The sequence below is a fragment of the Phenylobacterium aquaticum genome (assembly GCF_022695515.1).
Classification (GTDB): domain Bacteria; phylum Pseudomonadota; class Alphaproteobacteria; order Caulobacterales; family Caulobacteraceae; genus Phenylobacterium; species Phenylobacterium aquaticum.
Genome location: NZ_JALDPT010000025.1, coordinates 1 through 15,952, shown reverse-complemented (window position 1 = coordinate 15,952; position 15,952 = coordinate 1). Strand labels below are relative to the sequence as shown.

The 15,952-nt window shown below is 67.3% G+C and carries 16 protein-coding genes and 1 tRNA gene; 5 read left to right on the top strand and 12 right to left on the bottom strand.

From position 1 onward, the window contains the following. Positions 1 to 7 precede the first annotated feature (7 nt). From MQH10_RS17300 to MQH10_RS17290, 3 genes are all read right to left on the bottom strand, one after another. Entirely contained in the window at positions 8 to 667 is a 660-nt protein-coding gene (locus MQH10_RS17300) for an LON peptidase substrate-binding domain-containing protein (RefSeq protein WP_242565260.1), read from the bottom strand. A gap of 22 nt (positions 668 to 689) precedes the next feature. After that, the gene (locus MQH10_RS17295; RefSeq protein WP_242565259.1) at positions 690 to 1,586 is read right to left on the bottom strand and encodes a thioredoxin family protein; all 897 of its coding nucleotides are present in this window, start codon (positions 1,584 to 1,586) and stop codon (positions 690 to 692) included. Between the two features lie 75 nt (positions 1,587 to 1,661). Then, complete coding sequence (locus MQH10_RS17290) at positions 1,662 to 2,183, bottom strand: prolyl-tRNA synthetase associated domain-containing protein (protein WP_242565258.1); 522 nt, start codon at positions 2,181 to 2,183, stop codon at positions 1,662 to 1,664. Positions 2,184 to 2,266: 83 nt separating this feature from the next. On the opposite strand from MQH10_RS17290, the gene MQH10_RS17285 reads away from it, so the two are divergent. Both MQH10_RS17285 and MQH10_RS17280 read left to right on the top strand, forming a co-directional pair. Then, positions 2,267 to 3,010 carry a DUF6065 family protein gene (locus tag MQH10_RS17285; protein ID WP_242565257.1) on the top strand — a complete coding sequence of 248 codons (744 nt, stop codon included), beginning with the start codon at positions 2,267 to 2,269 and terminating at the stop codon, positions 3,008 to 3,010. Positions 3,011 to 3,118: 108 nt separating this feature from the next. Beyond that, positions 3,119 to 3,193: transfer RNA gene (locus MQH10_RS17280), tRNA-Gly, on the top strand. A gap of 332 nt (positions 3,194 to 3,525) precedes the next feature. Here MQH10_RS17280 and MQH10_RS17275 read toward each other — a convergent pair. The 3 genes from MQH10_RS17275 to MQH10_RS17265 are packed head-to-tail and all read right to left on the bottom strand — an operon-like array spanning position 3,526 to position 5,633. After that, positions 3,526 to 4,233, bottom strand: coding sequence for a hypothetical protein (locus MQH10_RS17275; RefSeq protein WP_242565256.1), 708 nt, complete (start codon positions 4,231 to 4,233; stop codon positions 3,526 to 3,528). A 6-nt stretch (positions 4,234 to 4,239) separates the two neighbouring features. Beyond that, complete coding sequence (locus tag MQH10_RS17270; RefSeq protein ID WP_242565255.1) at positions 4,240 to 4,692, bottom strand: hypothetical protein; 453 nt, start codon at positions 4,690 to 4,692, stop codon at positions 4,240 to 4,242. After that, positions 4,692 to 5,633 carry a ParA family protein gene (locus MQH10_RS17265; protein WP_242565254.1) on the bottom strand — a complete coding sequence of 314 codons (942 nt, stop codon included), beginning with the start codon at positions 5,631 to 5,633 and terminating at the stop codon, positions 4,692 to 4,694. Before MQH10_RS17265 ends, MQH10_RS17270 begins: the two co-directional genes overlap by 1 nt. A 175-nt stretch (positions 5,634 to 5,808) precedes the next feature. Between MQH10_RS17265 and MQH10_RS17260 the strand changes: the two genes are divergently transcribed. The 3 genes from MQH10_RS17260 to MQH10_RS17250 are packed head-to-tail and all read left to right on the top strand — an operon-like array spanning position 5,809 to position 9,505. Further along, a complete protein-coding gene (locus tag MQH10_RS17260; protein ID WP_242565253.1) occupies positions 5,809 to 6,120 on the top strand; it encodes a PAS domain-containing protein in 312 nt (103 codons plus the stop codon). After that, complete coding sequence (locus MQH10_RS17255; RefSeq protein WP_242565252.1) at positions 6,057 to 7,757, top strand: ATP-binding protein; 1,701 nt, start codon at positions 6,057 to 6,059, stop codon at positions 7,755 to 7,757. The genes MQH10_RS17260 and MQH10_RS17255 overlap by 64 nt, the downstream gene beginning before the upstream one ends. A gap of 29 nt (positions 7,758 to 7,786) precedes the next feature. Continuing rightward, positions 7,787 to 9,505 (top strand): hypothetical protein, encoded by a 1,719-nt coding sequence (locus MQH10_RS17250; protein ID WP_242565251.1) that lies wholly within the window; start codon positions 7,787 to 7,789, stop codon positions 9,503 to 9,505. 44 nt (positions 9,506 to 9,549) lie between these two features. On the opposite strand, the gene MQH10_RS17245 is transcribed toward MQH10_RS17250, so the two are convergent. The 6 genes from MQH10_RS17245 to MQH10_RS17225 are packed head-to-tail and all read right to left on the bottom strand — an operon-like array spanning position 9,550 to position 15,784. Continuing rightward, positions 9,550 to 10,647 carry a protein-glutamate methylesterase/protein-glutamine glutaminase gene (locus MQH10_RS17245; protein WP_242565250.1) on the bottom strand — a complete coding sequence of 366 codons (1,098 nt, stop codon included), beginning with the start codon at positions 10,645 to 10,647 and terminating at the stop codon, positions 9,550 to 9,552. A 4-nt stretch (positions 10,648 to 10,651) separates the two neighbouring features. After that, positions 10,652 to 11,500: a CheR family methyltransferase gene (locus MQH10_RS17240; RefSeq protein ID WP_242565249.1), complete on the bottom strand. Its 849-nt coding sequence runs from the start codon at positions 11,498 to 11,500 to the stop codon at positions 10,652 to 10,654. Positions 11,501 to 11,516: 16 nt separating this feature from the next. Then, on the bottom strand, positions 11,517 to 11,999 hold the full coding sequence (locus MQH10_RS17235; RefSeq protein WP_242565248.1) for a chemotaxis protein CheW: 483 nt from the start codon (positions 11,997 to 11,999) through the stop codon (positions 11,517 to 11,519). Then, entirely contained in the window at positions 11,999 to 12,550 is a 552-nt protein-coding gene (locus MQH10_RS26900; RefSeq protein WP_336605122.1) for a methyl-accepting chemotaxis protein, read from the bottom strand. The genes MQH10_RS17235 and MQH10_RS26900 overlap by 1 nt, the downstream gene beginning before the upstream one ends. Continuing rightward, complete coding sequence (locus MQH10_RS17230) at positions 12,451 to 13,710, bottom strand: methyl-accepting chemotaxis protein (protein ID WP_336605121.1); 1,260 nt, start codon at positions 13,708 to 13,710, stop codon at positions 12,451 to 12,453. Before MQH10_RS17230 ends, MQH10_RS26900 begins: the two co-directional genes overlap by 100 nt. 40 nt (positions 13,711 to 13,750) lie before the next feature. Further along, the gene (locus MQH10_RS17225; RefSeq protein WP_242565247.1) at positions 13,751 to 15,784 is read right to left on the bottom strand and encodes a HAMP domain-containing methyl-accepting chemotaxis protein; all 2,034 of its coding nucleotides are present in this window, start codon (positions 15,782 to 15,784) and stop codon (positions 13,751 to 13,753) included. Positions 15,785 to 15,952: the final 168 nt, after the last annotated feature.

Below are 15,952 nucleotides of genomic sequence, written 5' to 3'. Positions count from 1 at the left end.
CTCTCACCTACTGCATGCTGTGGGGTTCGTCACCGCCGTCCTCGAGGGCGTCGATCTCAAGCAGGGTGGTGAGCGCCTCGCAGCGGGCCTCGAGCGACGGCGCCTCAAGCAGGGCCTGCTTCTCCACCGTGGCGAAGGGCAGGCCCATGGACAGGCTGGTGACCAGGCTCTCCAGGGGGGCGCTCTCGGCGGTCTCCCAGTCGATGTCGAGTTCGCGGCGGTTGAGATAGGTCTTCAGCGCCCGGGCGAAGCGCTTGCGGTCGAAGGCCCCGATGTCGTCGTCGGCGTCCTCCAGATCCGCGGCGAAGGCGCTGAAGTCGGCGCGCACCTGGCGATAGGGCAGGCGCGAGGACAGCTCGTCGCCCAGGGCGAACCGGCAGACTCCCGTGAGGGTGATCAGATAGGCGCCGTCCGAGGTCTCGTTGAAGCTGGTGATCCGCCCCGCGCAGCCCACCGCGCAAAGATTGGGCCGCTCGCGTTCGCCGCCGGCCCGGGTCTGGACCATGCCGATCATCCGGTCGCCGGCCATGACGTCGTCGACCATGTTCAGATAGCGCGGCTCGAAGATGCGCAGCGGCAGGTCGCCGCCCGGCAGCAGCAGGGCCCCGTCCAGCGGAAAGACCGGGATCACCTGGGGCAGATCGCTGGCGCGCCTGTAGCTGCTCATGGGTCGGTGCTCGGCGTCGGGCTCAGGAGAACAGGATGGCGGAGAGGCGGCGGCGGCCCTGGCGGGCGATGTCGGAGGCGCCGCCGGCGGCCTCGAACACGGTGAGCAGCTGCTTGCGGGCCGCCTCGTCGTTCCAGGTCCGGTCCTTCTCGATGATGGTCAGCAGGTGGTCCGAGGCCTCCTGCCAGCGGCCGACGGCGGCCAGGGCCTTGGAGATCTCGAACCGGGCCTCGTGGTCGTCGGGGTTCGCGGCCAGGCGGCGCTCGAACTCCGTGGTCTCGGAGGGCGCCTCGTCGGCGAGCGCCAGGGCGGCGCGGACGCTCTCCAGGTCCGGATCCTTGGCGTCGGCCGGGGCCATGGCGGCGATCTCCGCCGCCCGCTCGGCGTCGCCGCCCGTCAGGTAGCACTTGGCCAGGCCGCCCAGGGCCTTCACATGGGTCGGGTCGCCCTGCAGGATCTGGGCATAGGCCTGGGCCGCGCCGCCGATGTCGCCGAGCTCCAGGGATTCCTTGGCCATGGCCAGGAGCTCGTCGGTCTCATTGGCCGGCGCCTGGCCGGCGATGCGGTCGACGAACTGCTTCACCTGGCTGTCGGGCAGGGCGCCCATGAAGCCGTCCACCGGCCGGCCGCCGACAAAGGCGAACACCGCCGGGATAGACTGGACGCGCAGCTGGCCGGCGTATTGCGGGTGCTTGTCGATGTCGATCTTGACCAGCTTGACCTTGCCCTTGGCGGCCAGGACCGCCTTCTCGATCGAGGGGCCGAGCTGCTTGCAGGGGCCGCACCAGGGCGCCCAGAAGTCGACGATCACCGGCGTGGTCTGGGAGGCCTCGACCACGTCGGCCATGAAGCCGGCGTCGCTGCCGTCCTTGATGAGGTCGCCGGCCGGCTTGGCCGAGGTTTCGCCGATCAGGCTCATGCTGTGGTTCCCGTTCCCGCCGCGGCGGGGATCAAAACGCGTTGGCGGCTAAAATGGTCCCTTTGGGTCCGGTCTTCAACGCGCGAAGCCGTCTTCGACCACCGCCATGGCCGGAAAGTCGACCACCAGGGGCGAGACGCCCACGGCGGCGAGGAAGCGGCGGAAGCCCGCCTGGCTGACAGTGGTGGTGGCGGTGTTGGTGAGCGGGTGGAAATTCACCTGGGCGGCCTCGGCGAGCGCCCGGTCGAGCACGAAGGTCACCTGGCGGTCGGTGTCATTGATCACCGAGAAGGCCGTCACCGATCCCGGCGTGACGCCGAGCGTCTCGACCATCAGCTCCGCCGACCCGAAGGACAACCGGGCCGAGCCGATCACCGTATGAAGGCGCTTCAAGTCGATCACCGTGTCGTCCTTGGCCGAGATCAGCCACAGCCGGCCCTTGGCGTCCTTCAGGAACAGGTTCTTGGTGTGGGCGCCCGGGATGGCGGACTTGACGTCCTCGCCCTCCCCCACCCGGAACACGGCCTCATGCTCGGTGGTCGAATGGTCGACGCCGTGGGCGTCGAAAAAGGCGATCAGGTCGGCGCGGCTCAGCATGACTCCGTCTTAGCGGAACTGGACGGGACCGCGCCACGGTCGCTACAGCTTTGCGCAGAGATCAGTCGCGCAAGGAGCGTCCCATGGAGCTTGAGTGCTACCCCACCGCCGAGCGGCCGCCGGAGATCGTGCCGGGCCGCCCGCAGCGCGCCTGGATGGACGCCTTCCACGACCGCCACGCCTATCGCTGCCTGCCGCTCTCCATGGCCAACACCACCGGCTGGGAGATCCTCAATCCGATCGCCTTCACCGCCGAATGGAACGGCGGCCTGATGCAGGAGGACATCAAGCTCACCCCCGACCGGCCCAATCCAGATTTCCACAATCTGGTGAAGTCGCACTTCAGCCACGGGGTGATGACCTTCCACGCCGGCTATCTGTTTCGCACCCCGCCGGGCTGGTCGATGATGGCCCAGGGGGCCCCCAACCATGTGAAGGACGGCATCCAGCCCCTGGCCGGTCTGGTCGAGACCGAGTGGCTGCCCTTCCCCTTCACCATGAACTGGATCTTCACCCGACCGGGCAAGGTGCGCTTCGAGAAGGGCGAGCCCTTCTGCTTCATCACCCTGGTCCAGGACCGGGTGCTGGACGACGTGCAGCCGGTGATCCGCTCCATGGCCTCCAACCCCGAGCTGCGCGAGCAGTACGGCCTGTGGGAGAAGCACCGCTCGGCCTTCAACAAGAAGATTTTCCAGGCCGATCCGGAGGCGGTGAAGACCGCCTGGCAGCGCTTCTACTTCAAGGGCGAGTTCCCGGAGGACGCCGCCGAGCCGCCCAAGGAGCACGTCAACAAGCGGCGTCTGAAGGCCCCGCGCCTGGGCCGCTGACGGCGGCTGCGATTTTGCGCGCGGGACCCGCTTGCAAAGACCCCGACCCTCTGCCATAAGCCCGCTTCTCGAATTTCGGGGCGGGCCGGACGGTCAGCTTCGTGGAGTGCGGGCGTAGCTCAGTGGTAGAGCACAACCTTGCCAAGGTTGGGGTCGAGAGTTCGAATCTCTTCGCCCGCTCCAATTAAGTTCGGGACCAGCAGCGCCGCCCTTCGGGGCGGCGTTTTGCTTTTGGGGCTCAGGCGCGCCATTGGATTGTCATTGCTGCTCGGTTGCGAGCTGGGCTCCACGGCACAGCAAAACGTCTCGATATTCTCAAGTTGACATCGCGAATCCGGTTTCTACCCATGTCCAATGCTCCGGAGCGACATGGCAAGGTGAATGGGAGCTCTAAGGGCCCCAAAGGTTGGCGCGTTAGGGGCTCTGGCTTTTGGCCCAAACGCTCAGTGGAAATCTCACTGCGTGGGTACGGGATGGCTCGCTGAAGGAGCGTCCTTCCTTCGTCGAATTCGGTACTAGGCTTGATCGAGTCCAAGCGCGGTCTTTTGTTGGCCTGTCAAGTTTTTTAGGAACGTTTCTTTAGAAGTCGTTGAGAAGGCGTGCCAAAATGGATGGGCACATGTGCAGAGGAATAGGCGACGGACCACCTCTTCACACTCCGCGAATGCCTCAATTGCAACCGCTAGCGTTGCCGGGTGCTTCCTGATATCCTTGACAGCAGTGGAGGACACCCATGAACCGGGTATCTGGCCGTGAATGATTGCAGATATATAGCTATACCACTTATCGGACCTCGCCCCAAGACCGAGCGCCGATTGTAGATTGCTGAAATTGGCAGTATGCAGCTTATGATAATCAGTAATGTCTCTACGTCCTAGAAAATATCCAGAATCGCGAACTAGCGTCGCCAGTTCCGAAGGATGTGTTCGAAAATATGTATAATATAGCGCCGATTCGAAAACAGTCCGCATTGACGCGGCTGCCGATTTGTAAAGGGCAAGACCCAGAAGAACCGTTACCTGCTGACTCGCTACCTGCAGTTCACGGATAAAGCTAAGGGCTGGATTTCCTGAGTCCGCCCCCTCAATCTGCCGAGCCCACATCGCCAAACGGAGGTTTATTTCGGCAACGACTTGAACATCTACCTTTTCTGCCAAGAAATCCGAAATGTTGGCGTTCCAATCGACAGCCTGGAGAGCTACAGCGAGCTTCTTCTCGGGCACGTGACGCTACCGAATTCGCTTCATAATGCCGGCCAAATACGGATCGTCCTTTGTCGGGGTGTCCAAGATCGAAAGTAGCTGGCTCCGTTCTGCCGCGGTTGCACTAGATAAGAATTCTCGCAGGAATTCCTCGATCGTTACCTCCTCGATGCGTCGCAGGGGCATTCCGTGATCAAGGCTTTTCACGATCTGACCTAGCTTAGATTTCGCGATACGACGTCGTTTGACGAGTTGCAGAGCGACCTGGAGATCATCGGTCGGGTCGGAACTCTCAAGCGAGTGGGTATCGCCGACAGAGAGCTGGCCAGCCAACATCTCCAAGGCATGGCCTAGTTCCCACGACAGGGGGCCGCTTTGAAGCTCCTTGGAGAGATCTCGAATGTCGGCGGGAGAAAGGTCTGAATCCAAGATTGTGGCGAGCAGACTGCGGAAGATCCGCTGCCGCGACTTTGTCCGCATCATTTGATCCCGACCTTTCCCACAACCTCAGAAGTGACCTTGCACAAGTTGTCGTACGCCTCGTCACTGTATGGTTTATCACTTGTCCAAACAAAGCCCTTCCCGCCCTCAGGGTCGCGAAACGCCTTGAATTTCTTCAAGTTATTTTTCAAGCAGTATTGTGAAAACTTCGCGTTCCCTCGAATCGCCTGCTCCTCTGGCGTCGATCCCCAGCGAGGGGCCAAATTGAAGAGAATGTGCGGAGTGGGACCGTTAGCACCTGCCTTTTTCGCCTGAATGAACTCAAGCATGAGACCGATGCCTCGCACCGCATATGGCTGCGGTGCAACAGGGATTATCACGTGATCCGAGTTTCTGAGTGATGTCTGCGTGAATACCGAACCCGCCGGGTGGCAGTCGATAACAACCAAATCATAGATCGTGCGCACTTCATTTATAAATTTTGCGAAGCGCTCCTCCATTGGTCCAATGTGCGCATTGGTCTGCCCCAGCGCCACGTACATGAGGTCCAATGTAGAAGGTATCAAATCCAAGCGTCCGCCGGACGCCTTATTATGGGTTATATTGACGGCAAGATCCTGCACCTTCGGCGGCTTATGGTTTCCTGCAACTTGGATGTCAAATGGATCCAAATCTTTGTCGTCATCCAATAGAATGGCTAACGTCGTCTTTCTCTCACTCTCACGCTTGAAGTATTCTTTGGAGGGTAGGAGCGCTTGAGATAGATTAAACTGGGGATCATAGTCGATTGCGAGCACCTTTAGCGGCGATGCGGCACCAACTTTGATTCTAGCCGCCAAGCCCGCCAGGTGGAGCGCTACAGTTGTCTTTCCAACACCGCCCTTCATATTCATCACGGTCACTACGCTTGCCATCGTCTCGCCCCCCTGCCAGCGATTAAGCGGCGGACCATGATTGAGAGCGATATGAGCGGATTGCAACCGTTCCGTGCTCGCGCGAGCGCCATTGTCTTGCCGCCTTTCGGGACGGCGTTTTGCTTTTCAGGGCCCAGATGCCGGGGCGGCTGACACATCTCGCGGCGCCTTAACCCTGCTTTCAACCCTAATTGGGGATAGTGGCCCTCGCTCGCAGAACCGCGGGCCCGAGGACCAGAACTTGCCCACCCCTTCCGCGCCGGATCGCGACGAGACCGCCTGGGACGGCGCCATGCTCCGGGCCCTGGCCGAAGCGAGCCAGGACTGCCTGTGGGTGCTGAGCCCCGAGGGCGAGGTCCGCTACATGAATCCCCGCGCCCGGGCCCTGCTGAACCCCGCGCCCAAGACCCGCCCCACCCTGCGGGCCCTGTGGCCCGAGGAGAGCCGCTTCAGTCTCGACCGCGCCGTGGCCGCCGCCGCGCGGGCCAGGTGTTCAAGTTCCGCGCCTTCTTCCGCGGCCGCGACCAGGCCGGCGCCTATTGGGAGACGGTGATCTCGCCGATCCAGTCGGCCGACGGCGGCCCCGGCGACATGCTGGCCGTGGGCCGCGACGTCACCGCCGAGGTCGAGACCCACGCCTTCCTCGACACGGTGATCCAGCTCCTGCCCTCGCCGCTCACGGTCAAGAACGTCGCCGACCGCCGCTTCGTGCTGATCAACCGCGCCGCCGAGGACCTGTTCGGCCTGCCCGCCGAGGCCGTGCTGGGCCGCCGCGCCGAGGAGGTGTTCGGCGAGGCCAACCGCCCCTTCGCCGAGCTGGAGGGCCAGGTGCTGAAGTCCGGCGGCATCGGCCAGATGGACTATCACACCGCGCCGGAGGACAGCGCCGACGCCCGCCAGTTCGCCATCCGCCTGCTCGCCACCCATGACGACCAGGGCGCCCGCCACCTGATCTCGCTGGCCGACGACGTCACCCAGCAGCGGGCGACGGCCCGCACCCTGGGCGCGGCCCTGAAGGCGGCCGAGCAGGCCAGCGAGGCCAAGAGCGCCTTCCTGGCCAATATGAGCCACGAGATCCGCACGCCGCTGAACGGCATCATCGCGGGCGCCGACATGCTGGCCCGCGGCGAACTTTCCGCCCGTTCCCAGGCGCTCGTCTCGATGATCCGCGCCTCCAGCGAGACCCTGGAGCGGCTGTTGTCCGACATCCTGGACCTCGCCCGGGCGGAGGCCGGCCAGATCGAGGTGGAGGCCAAGCCCTTCCACGCCGGCGAGGCCCTGCGCTCCACCGCCGACCTGTTCCGACTGGCCGCCGACGAGAAGGCCCTGAGCCTGGAGGTCGAACTGGCGCCGGAGCTGGACGGCCCGGTGACCGGCGACGTCGCCCGCCTGCGCCAGGTGCTGAGCAATCTCCTGAGCAACGCGGTGAAGTTCACCGAGACCGGCCGCATCGTCCTGAAGGCCAGCCGCACGCCCCTGGGCTTCGCCCGCTTCGAGGTGAGCGACACCGGCGTGGGCTTCGACACGGCCGCCAAGGCCAGGCTGTTCGGGCGCTTCCAGCAGGCCGACGACAGCTTCACCCGCCGCTTCGGCGGCGCGGGCCTGGGCCTGGCCATCTGCCAGGAGTTGGTCGCCCTGATGGGCGGCGTGCTGGACGGCGAGGGCGAGCCGGGCGCCGGCGCCCGCTTCTGGTTCGAGATTCCCCTGCCCGCGACCGCGCTCGCCCCGGCCAGGACCGAGCCCGCCCCGGCCGCGCCGGTGGAGCCGGGCCTGAGAATCCTGCTGGCCGACGACCATCCGACCAATCGCCAGGTGGTGGGGCTGATGCTGGGCGGGATCGCCGAGATCACCGCGGTCGAGGACGGCGCCCAGGCGGTCGAGGCCTTTCGCCGCAGCCATTTCGACCTGGTGCTGATGGACATGCAGATGCCGGTGATGGACGGCCTGACCGCCGTGCGCGAGCTGAGGCGGATGGAAACCCGCGAGGGCGCGGCCCGCACCCCGATCATCATGCTGACCGCCAACGCCCTGCCGGAACACCGGGCGGCGAGCGCCCACGCCGGCGCCGATCTGCATCTGGGCAAGCCGGTCACGACCCAGGCCCTGTTCGGCGCCATCGAGACCGCCCTGTCCGATCCGGCCGCGGATCGCGACTATCTTTACGGGAATTTCGGACATCCCGCGCCATAGTGGTTTTCAACAGAAACCTTGGCGTCTCAATGCGTTTTGGAACATCCCAGGCCCTGGCGCGCGCAAGCGCGACCTCGCCCGTCGCCGGCCGCCTCGAGGCGGCCCGTCGGGTCGTGGAGGGCCGATTCCTGGAGGCCGGCGAGGTGCTGGCCCAGGCGGTCGACGGGGTCGGCAAGCTCATCAGCTCGCTGGACACCCTCACCAAGACCCTTGACCCGGTGACCGTCGAGGCCACGGCGGCGGAGCTGAAGTCTGCGGCCGCCAGCCTGCTCACCCTGCCCGGCCGTCATGCCGGCCGCCGCGACGTGGTCGCGCGCTTGGCCCGCCGCGGCGACGACCTGGCCGGCTGCATCGACGACATGAAGCGGAACCTGGCCTATCTCCGGGTCTTCGCGATCAACATCAAGATCACCGCCGGCGGCGTCGCCGCGGCCGGGACCGAGTTCGGGCTGTTCGCCCAGGAGATCTGCGACTGCATCGAGCTGGGCCGCACCCAGCTGACCACCTTCGACAAGGACCTGCGGGCGCTCAGCGGCGAGCTGAAGACCGCCTTCGCCCACGAAGAGGGCCTGGCCCAGCATTGCGACAGCCTGCTGCCGGCGGTGCCGGACGGCCTGGCCGCCAGCGCCGAGGCGCTCACCGCCCACCACGCCCAGGTCTCGCGCGCCGCCGCCGAGGTGGGGGCGCTGGCCCGCGCCGTCTCCAAGAAGGTCGGCCAGGCGCTCGCCGCCCTGCAGATCGGCGACATCACCCGCCAGCGCATCGAGCATGTGCAGCAGGGCCTGGACATGCTGGCCGAGGTTGACGGCCTGGCGGCCGAGCCCCGCGGCCGGCTGGAAGCCTTCATCCACGGCCTGATGGCCGACCAGCTGCGGGCCGCCGGCGCCGATTTCCACCGCGATGTCGCCCGCATCGGAACCAGCATGGCCGGCATGGCGGCCGACGCCAGCGAGATCCTGCGCCTGCGCGACCTGGCCTTCGGCCGGTCCGACGCGGCCGGCGGCGGATTTCTGGGCCAGATGGAGACCCATGTCGCCCAGGCCCTCGAGCTGGTCGGCGAGGTCGAGCAGGCCGACGCCACCGCCGCCCGGACCGGCGCCGCCGCGGCCGCGGCCGTGGGCGAGCTGTCGGCCCAGATCGCCGGGCTGCAGGCCATCAAGACCGATGTCCAGCAGATGGCGCTGAACACCACCCTGAAATGCAGCCGGATCGGCGAGACGGGCAAGCCCCTGGCGGTCATCGCCGTCGAGCTGCGCACCCAGGCCGGCCATCTGGAAATCACCGCCCATCAGGCCCTGACCGCCCTGCAGGGCCTGGCTGAGGACGCCTCGGGCCTGGATCACGCCGGCGGCGAGGCGCAGACCGGCGCCGGCCAGGTGCTGTCAGACGCGGCGGTTCGCCTGAAACAGGTCGGCGCCGCCGTCGAGGCCGATCTGGTCAGCCTGGCCCGGCAGGGCGAGGGCGTGGTCGAGGCCCTGCGTCGGGCCGCGTCGCGACTGGACTTCCAACGCGAGATCGGCGCGACCCTCGACGAGGCCGCGGACGCGCTGGACGAGATGGCCGGGGACGAGACGCCCTGGACCGACGACCTGATCGAGGTGCTGGGCCCGCTGCTGGACCGCATCGCCAAGACCTACACCATGGCCCAGGAGCGCGAGACCCAGCGCCAGGCCACTCAGCACCTGGACCTCAACGCCGTGGTCGAAGCCCCGACCGCCGCGGCGGCGGACGACGACCTGCTGTTCTGAAGCATCCCTTTGGGGGAGCAACCCACTGAGCGCGCCTGGCGCCTCTACCGCGCGGCGGCGCGGAGCAGTTCCTGGGTGATCTGGGACAGGGGCACGATGCGGTCGACGCAGCCGCGGGCGATGGCTTCCTTGGGCATGCCGAACACCACCGAGGTGGCCTCGTCCTGGGCGATGGTCCGCGCGCCGGCCTGCTTCATCTCCTCGAGCCCGCGGGCGCCGTCGTCGCCCATGCCGGTCATGATCACGCCCACGGCGTTCGATCCGGCCGAACGGGCGGCCGAGCGGAACAGCACATCGACCGAGGGGCGGTGGCGGGAGACCAGCGGGCCCTCCTTGACCGAGACCCGGTAATTGGCGCCGGAGCGCTCGATCATGGTGTGCAGGTTGCCGGGCGCGATCAGGACGCGGCCCCGCAGCACAGCGTCGCCGTCGGCGGCCTCCTTCACGTCCACCTCGCACAGGGTGTTCAGCCGGTTGGCGAAGGAGGCGGTGAACTTCTCGGGCATGTGCTGGACGATGACGATGCCCGGCGCGTCGGCGGGCAGGGCTTCGAGCACCTCGCGCAGGGACTCTGTCCCGCCGGTGGAGGCGCCGATGCAGACGATGCTCTCGGTGGTCCGCGCCATGGCCCGGCCGGAGGGCGGGGCCAGCATGGCGTCGGCGGTCAGCTTCTTTTCCGGCTCGCGGGTGCGCACGAAGCTGGGCGCAGGCCCCTCGCGGCGGCCGCGGAGCCGGGCGTTGGCGGCGGCCTTCACCGCGTCGCAGATGCGGATGCGGGATTCCGCCAGATGCTCGGCCACCCCCATTTTCGGCTTGAGGATCACGTCGACGGCGCCGGCCTCCAGCGCCTGGAGCAGGGTTTCGGACCCCGCCTCGATCAGGGAGGAGCACATCACCACCGGGATCGGGCGCTGGCTCATCAGCTTGCGCAGGAAGGTGATGCCGTCCATGCGCGGCATCTCAACGTCGAGGGTGATGACGTCGGGGATCTCCTCGGCGATGCGCCGGGCGGCCACATAGGGGTCGGAGGCGACGCCCAGGACCTCGATCTCGGGATCGGACTCCAGCACCGCCGCCATGGTCTGGCGGACGGTGGCCGAGTCATCGACGATCAGGACGCGGATCTTGCGGGGGGCGGGCATGGGTCTAGCGCCGCTGGAAGACGGTGTTGGCGATCTGGTCCACCGGCAGGTCGATGCCGACGATGGATTCCGAGTGGCCGAGGAACAGGTATCCGCCCGGCCGCAGATGGCGGCAGAGCTGGCTCAGGACCTTGGACTGGGTCGGCTTGTCGAAATAGATCAGGATGTTGCGGCAGAAGATCATGTCCATGTCGCTCTCCACCGGATAGGTCTCGTCCATCAGGTTGAGCCGGGCGAAGCTGAGCTTGGCGCGCAGCTCCGGCACGATCCGCACCTCGCCCCGGCCCGCCTGCTTGGCGCGCATCACATAGCGGCGACGCAGCTCCATCTCGACCGGTTCGATCATGGCTTCGGTGAAGATGCCGGAGACCGCCTGGGCCAGGACCTGGGTGCACAGGTCGGTGCAGAGGATGGCGTAGTCCTGGCGGCTCTTCTTGCGGTTCTCCTCCAGCACCATGGCCAGCGTATAGGGCTCGGCCCCCATGGAGCAGGCCGCGCTCCAGGCCTTGATGGTGCGACGGCCTGCGGCGGCGAGCGCCGGCAGGGCCTCGGTCTGCAGGAAGCGGAAATGGGTCGGCTCGCGGAAGAACTCGGTCTTGTTGGTGGTCACCGCGTCGATGAGGTGGACGATCTCGGAATCCATCCCGCCGCCGTCGAACAGATAGGCGCAGTAGTCGTTGACGCTGTCGATCTGGACGAGACGCATCCGTCGCCGCAGCCGGCCTTCCAGCATGGTGCGCTTGTTGGACGGCATCTTGATGCCGCTGTAGCTGTGGATCAGCTCGGCGAGGCGCGCGAAGTTGCGCTGCGTCAACTGGTCGGCGCCGGGGGGCGGCGCCTGGAGGGCTTCCATCGACAATGGGCTGTCCTCAGGCGGCGCGGTCAACGGGCAGGGCGGCGGCTTCCTGGCTGGTGAGCAGGCGGGCCAGATCGAAGACCACCACAAAGCCGCTCTCGCGGCGCACCACGCCTTTCATATAGTCGGAGCGCCAGGGGACGCCGATGTCGGGCGCCGGCTCCACCTGTTCGGCGGAGAAGGCGGCGACCTCGATCACCCGGTCGGCGACCAGGCCGAGCGACAGCTGGCGGCCCTCGACCGGCACGTCGAGCACCAGGATGCGGGTGCTGAGCGTCGGCGGGGCGGCGGCCAGGCCGAGCTTGAGCCTAAGGTCCAGGGTGGGCGTGGCCCGCCCGCGGACGTCGGTCAGGCCCAGCAGATAGGCCGGCCCCTCGGGCAGGGCCGAGGGCGGCTGGTAGTCGAGGATCTCGCGGACATATTCGACCGGCACTGCGAATACCTCGGCCCCGAGGCCGAGGGTCACATACTGGGCGTCTCCCGTGGCGGCGGACATCAGGCGTATTCCCGGAAATCGGCGTCGTCCGCGTCCGGACCGCCCTGGGCGAGGTCGAGGGCGAAGCCCTGGACACGGGCCTGCTGGGCGGCGACGGGGGTACGGGCGGCGGGTTTGGACTTGGATGCGGCGGTTGCGGTTCGGACGGCGGCGGGCGCCGGACGACGACGGGCGGCGGCGGAGGCCGGGGCGGGCGCGGCGCGGCGGACCGCGGCCCCGCCCGACTCGGTGCGGAAGTAGGAGATGGAGGCCTGCAGTTCCTCGGCCTGGGCGGCCAGTTCCTCGGAGGTGGCGGACATCTGCTCTGACGCCGAGGCGTTCTGCTGGGTGACCTTGTCGAGCTGCTGGATCGCCTCGTTGATCTGGGCCGCCCCGATGTCCTGCTCGCGACAGGCGGCGGAGATCTCGGAGACCAGCTCGGCGGTCTTGCGGATGTTGGGTACCAGAGCGGTCAGCATCTCGCCGGCCGACTGGGCGGCCTTGACGGTTTCCGACGAGACGGCGCCGATTTCCGTCGCCGCGGTCTGGCTGCGCTCGGCGAGCTTGCGCACCTCGGAGGCCACCACCGCGAAGCCCTTGCCGTGTTCGCCCGCGCGGCGGCTTCCACCGCCGCGTTCAGGGCCAGCAGGTCGGTCTGGCGCGCGATCTCCTGAACGATGGTGATCTTCTCGGCGATGGTGCGCATCGCCTCCACCGCGCGATTGACCGCTTCGCCCGAGACCTCGGCGTCCTTGGAGGATTGCCGCGCGATCTTCTCGGTCTGGCTGGCGTTGTCGGCGTTCTGTTTGATGTTGGAGGCCATCTGTTCCATCGAGGCCGAAGCCTCCTCGGCCGCCGCGGCCTGCTCGGTCGCGCCCTGGCTCACCTGCTCGGCGGCCGAGGACAGCTGCACGCTCCCGGAGGAGACATTGTCGGAGGCCGAGCGGGCGTCCGAGACCACGCCGCGCAGACGTTCGATCATGCCGTTCAGCAGGCCGAGCAGGTCGCCGATCTCGTCTCGGCTGGTGATCTCGACGGTGCTGGTCAGATCCCCGTCGGCGACGCCCCGCAGGGCGGTTCCGGCGCGGGCGAGCCCGCGGCTGATGGTGAGGGAGAGCCAGAAGGCGGCGGCGGCGGCCAGCAGCACGGCGACGACCGTCAGCACCACGAAGGTCATGCGGGTGGTGGTGGCGGTGGCGTCATATTCCTCATCGGAGGTGGCGACCTGCTGCTTGCTGAGCTCGACCAGATCCTCCGCGGCCTTGATGATGGCGTTGTTCACCTCGCGCTGCGGGCCCAGCATGATGGCGGTCGCCTCGTCGGCCTTGCCGGCGGTGGCCAGGCGCTGGATCTCGGCGTCGAGCGGCTGGAACTTGGCCCAGTCCTCACTCAACGTGTCCCACTTGGCGCGGCTCTCCGCGGGGGCGGTCTGGATCGCCGCCGCCAGGGTGTCGGTGAACACCTTCCTCTGTTCGTCGAGCTTCGCGATCTCCGAGCGGTGGGCTTCGGGGTCGCGCGAGAGCACGAGGTTCTTCTCGCTGCGCAGGATCTTCAGCAGAGAGACTTCAAGCGCGTCAGCCTTTTCCAGCCTCGCGACGGGGCCGGTCACGATGTCATCCTCCCCGACGCCCATCTTGTAGACCTGAAGGATACCGAACCCCGCGACGCCGATCATAAGGGAGAGCATAAGCCCGAAGGCCAGGATGAGTTTGAGTTTGATAGTCAGACGCATGTGTGATGCCTCTCAGCTGCGGACGGGGCGATAGGCGTAGTCAGTAGTCGGTGAATTCGTCGTCGGCGGGATCCGCGCCGCCCTGGGACAGGTCCAGGGCGAAGCCCTGGGCCAGGGCCTGCTGGGCGGCGACCGCGCCGCGTCCGACGGGTCGGGCGGGCGATCTGGTGGCGGGGGCGGTCTTCAGCTGTGGGCGGGCCTTGGCCCGGGCGGCCGGGGCGCGGCGCCCCTGGGGCGCGGTCCTGAAATAGGCGATGGAGGTCTGCAGCTCCTCGGCCTGGGCGGCCAATTCCTCGGAAGTGGCCGACATCTGTTCGGATGCGGCCGCGTTCTGCTGAGTGACCTTGTCGAGCTGCTGGATCGCCTCGTTGATCTGGCTGGCGCCGATGTCCTGTTCGCGGCAGGCGGCGGAGATCTCGGAGACCAGCTCAGCGGTCTTGCGGATGTTCGGCACCAGGGCGGTCAGCATCTCGCCGGCCGACTGGGCGGCCTTCACGGTTTCCGACGAGACGGCGCCGATCTCGGTGGCGGCGGTCTGGCTGCGCTCGGCGAGCTTGCGCACTTCCGAGGCCACGACCGCGAAGCCCTTGCCGTGTTCGCCCGCCCGGGCGGCCTCGACGGCGGCGTTCAGGGCCAGCAGGTCGGTCTGGCGCGCGATCTCCTGAACGATGGTGATCTTCTCGGCGATGGTGCGCATCGCCTCCACCGCGCGATTGACCGCTTCGCCCGAGACCTCGGCGTCCTTGGAGGATTGCCGGGCGATCTTCTCGGTCTGGCTGGCGTTGTCGGCGTTCTGTTTGATGTTGGAGGCCATCTGCTCCATCGAGGCCGAAGCCTCCTCGGCGGCGGAGGCCTGTTCGGTGGCGCCCTGGCTCACCTGTTCCGAGGCGGCCGAAAGCTCCTGGCTGCCGGCGGACACGTTCTCCGAGGCCGAGACGGCGTCGGCGACCACGCCGCTGAGGCGGTCGATCATCCGTTCCAGGGCCAGGCCCAGCGTGTCCTTGTCCGACAGGGGCTTGGGCTGGACGGTCAGGTCGCCGTCGGCCACCGCGTCGGCCAGGGCCGCCGTGGTGCGAAGGTTCTTGACCATCCGCTCCTGGGCCAGACCCAGGGTGTCCTTGTCCGATAGGGGCTTGGGCTGCACCGAAAGGTCGCCCAGGGAGATGGTGTCGGCCACCTCCACCGCGGCGCGCAGATTGGTGACCATGCGCTCCAGGGCGATGCCCAGGGTGTCCTTGTCGGACAGGAGCTTGGGCTGGACCGTCAGGTCGCCGGTCGAGATGGTGTCGGCCACCTGGGCCGTGGCCCGCAGGTTGGCGGTCATCACATTGACCGTGTCGATGACGTCCTTGATCTCGTCATTGGCCTTGGTGGTCACGGTCGCGTTCAGGTCGCCGATCGCGACGGCCTCGGCCATGGCGGCGATCTTGCGCAGGCCGCGACTGACAGTCAGGGACAGCCACACGGCCATGCCGGCGGCGGCGATCAGGGAGACCACCGCCACCAGGATGATGATCAGGCGCGTCAGATTGAAATCGGCGTCGTCGCGCGCATTGGTGTCGTCGAGCTGCGCCTGCTCCAGTGTCTCGATGGCCTCGACCGCGGCGGCGGCGGCGGCGACGTGGCGCTGGCCCTCGCCTGAGGCCAGGCTCAGGGCCTCGGCCCGGCGGCCGTCGTCCACCGCCTCGGAGATCTTCTCGTTCACCGCGCCCAGGCCCTGCCAGGCTTGGTGCAGATCGTCCCACTTGGCCAGGCTGTCGCCGGTGGCCAGCTTGCGGGCCTTGTCGAAATCGGCGTCGAAGGCGGCGCGCTCCTGATCGGCGGTGCGCTCGGCCTTGGCGCGGGCGTCGGCGGACCCGTCGAGGATGATGTCCTTCTCGGCGTTGGCGACGTTGGTCAGGCGGATGTGGAGCTTCTGCGCCAGGCGGATGCGGGCCACCGGCCCATCCAGGGTGGCGTCATATTCCTGGTTGGCGCGGGTGGCGCTGGAGAGGCCGATCACCGTCGTGATCGCCAGCAGCGCGATGATCGCGCCAAAGGCGAGACCCAGCTTGAGTTTGATCGTGAAGCGCATGGCTCAGTCTCTCGGTCTTTGAACGGGTCGGACGTCAGTAGTCGGTGAAGTCGTCGTCGGCCGGGTCGGCGCCGCCCTGGGACATGTCCAGGGCGAAGCCCTGGGCCAGGGCCTGCTGGGCGGCGACCGGGGCACGGGCGGGGCGGCGGACCGGCGCCGGGCGGGCGG

Excerpts from the sequence above, each read along its gene's own strand:
- MQH10_RS17300 (WP_242565260.1), bottom strand. The coding sequence starts at position 667 with ATGAGCAGCTACAGGCGCGCCAGCGATCTGCCCCAGGTGATCCCGGTC.
- MQH10_RS17295 (WP_242565259.1), bottom strand. The coding sequence starts at position 1,586 with ATGAGCCTGATCGGCGAAACCTCGGCCAAGCCGGCCGGCGACCTCATC.
- MQH10_RS17290 (WP_242565258.1), bottom strand. The coding sequence starts at position 2,183 with ATGCTGAGCCGCGCCGACCTGATCGCCTTTTTCGACGCCCACGGCGTC.
- MQH10_RS17285 (WP_242565257.1), top strand. The coding sequence starts at position 2,267 with ATGGAGCTTGAGTGCTACCCCACCGCCGAGCGGCCGCCGGAGATCGTG.
- MQH10_RS17270 (WP_242565255.1), bottom strand. The coding sequence starts at position 4,692 with ATGCGGACAAAGTCGCGGCAGCGGATCTTCCGCAGTCTGCTCGCCACA.
- MQH10_RS17250 (WP_242565251.1), top strand. The coding sequence starts at position 7,787 with ATGCGTTTTGGAACATCCCAGGCCCTGGCGCGCGCAAGCGCGACCTCG.
- MQH10_RS17245 (WP_242565250.1), bottom strand. The coding sequence starts at position 10,647 with ATGCCCGCCCCCCGCAAGATCCGCGTCCTGATCGTCGATGACTCGGCC.
- MQH10_RS17240 (WP_242565249.1), bottom strand. The coding sequence starts at position 11,500 with ATGGAAGCCCTCCAGGCGCCGCCCCCCGGCGCCGACCAGTTGACGCAG.
- MQH10_RS17235 (WP_242565248.1), bottom strand. The coding sequence starts at position 11,999 with ATGTCCGCCGCCACGGGAGACGCCCAGTATGTGACCCTCGGCCTCGGG.
- MQH10_RS17230 (WP_336605121.1), bottom strand. The coding sequence starts at position 13,710 with ATGCGTCTGACTATCAAACTCAAACTCATCCTGGCCTTCGGGCTTATG.
- MQH10_RS17225 (WP_242565247.1), bottom strand. The coding sequence starts at position 15,784 with ATGCGCTTCACGATCAAACTCAAGCTGGGTCTCGCCTTTGGCGCGATC.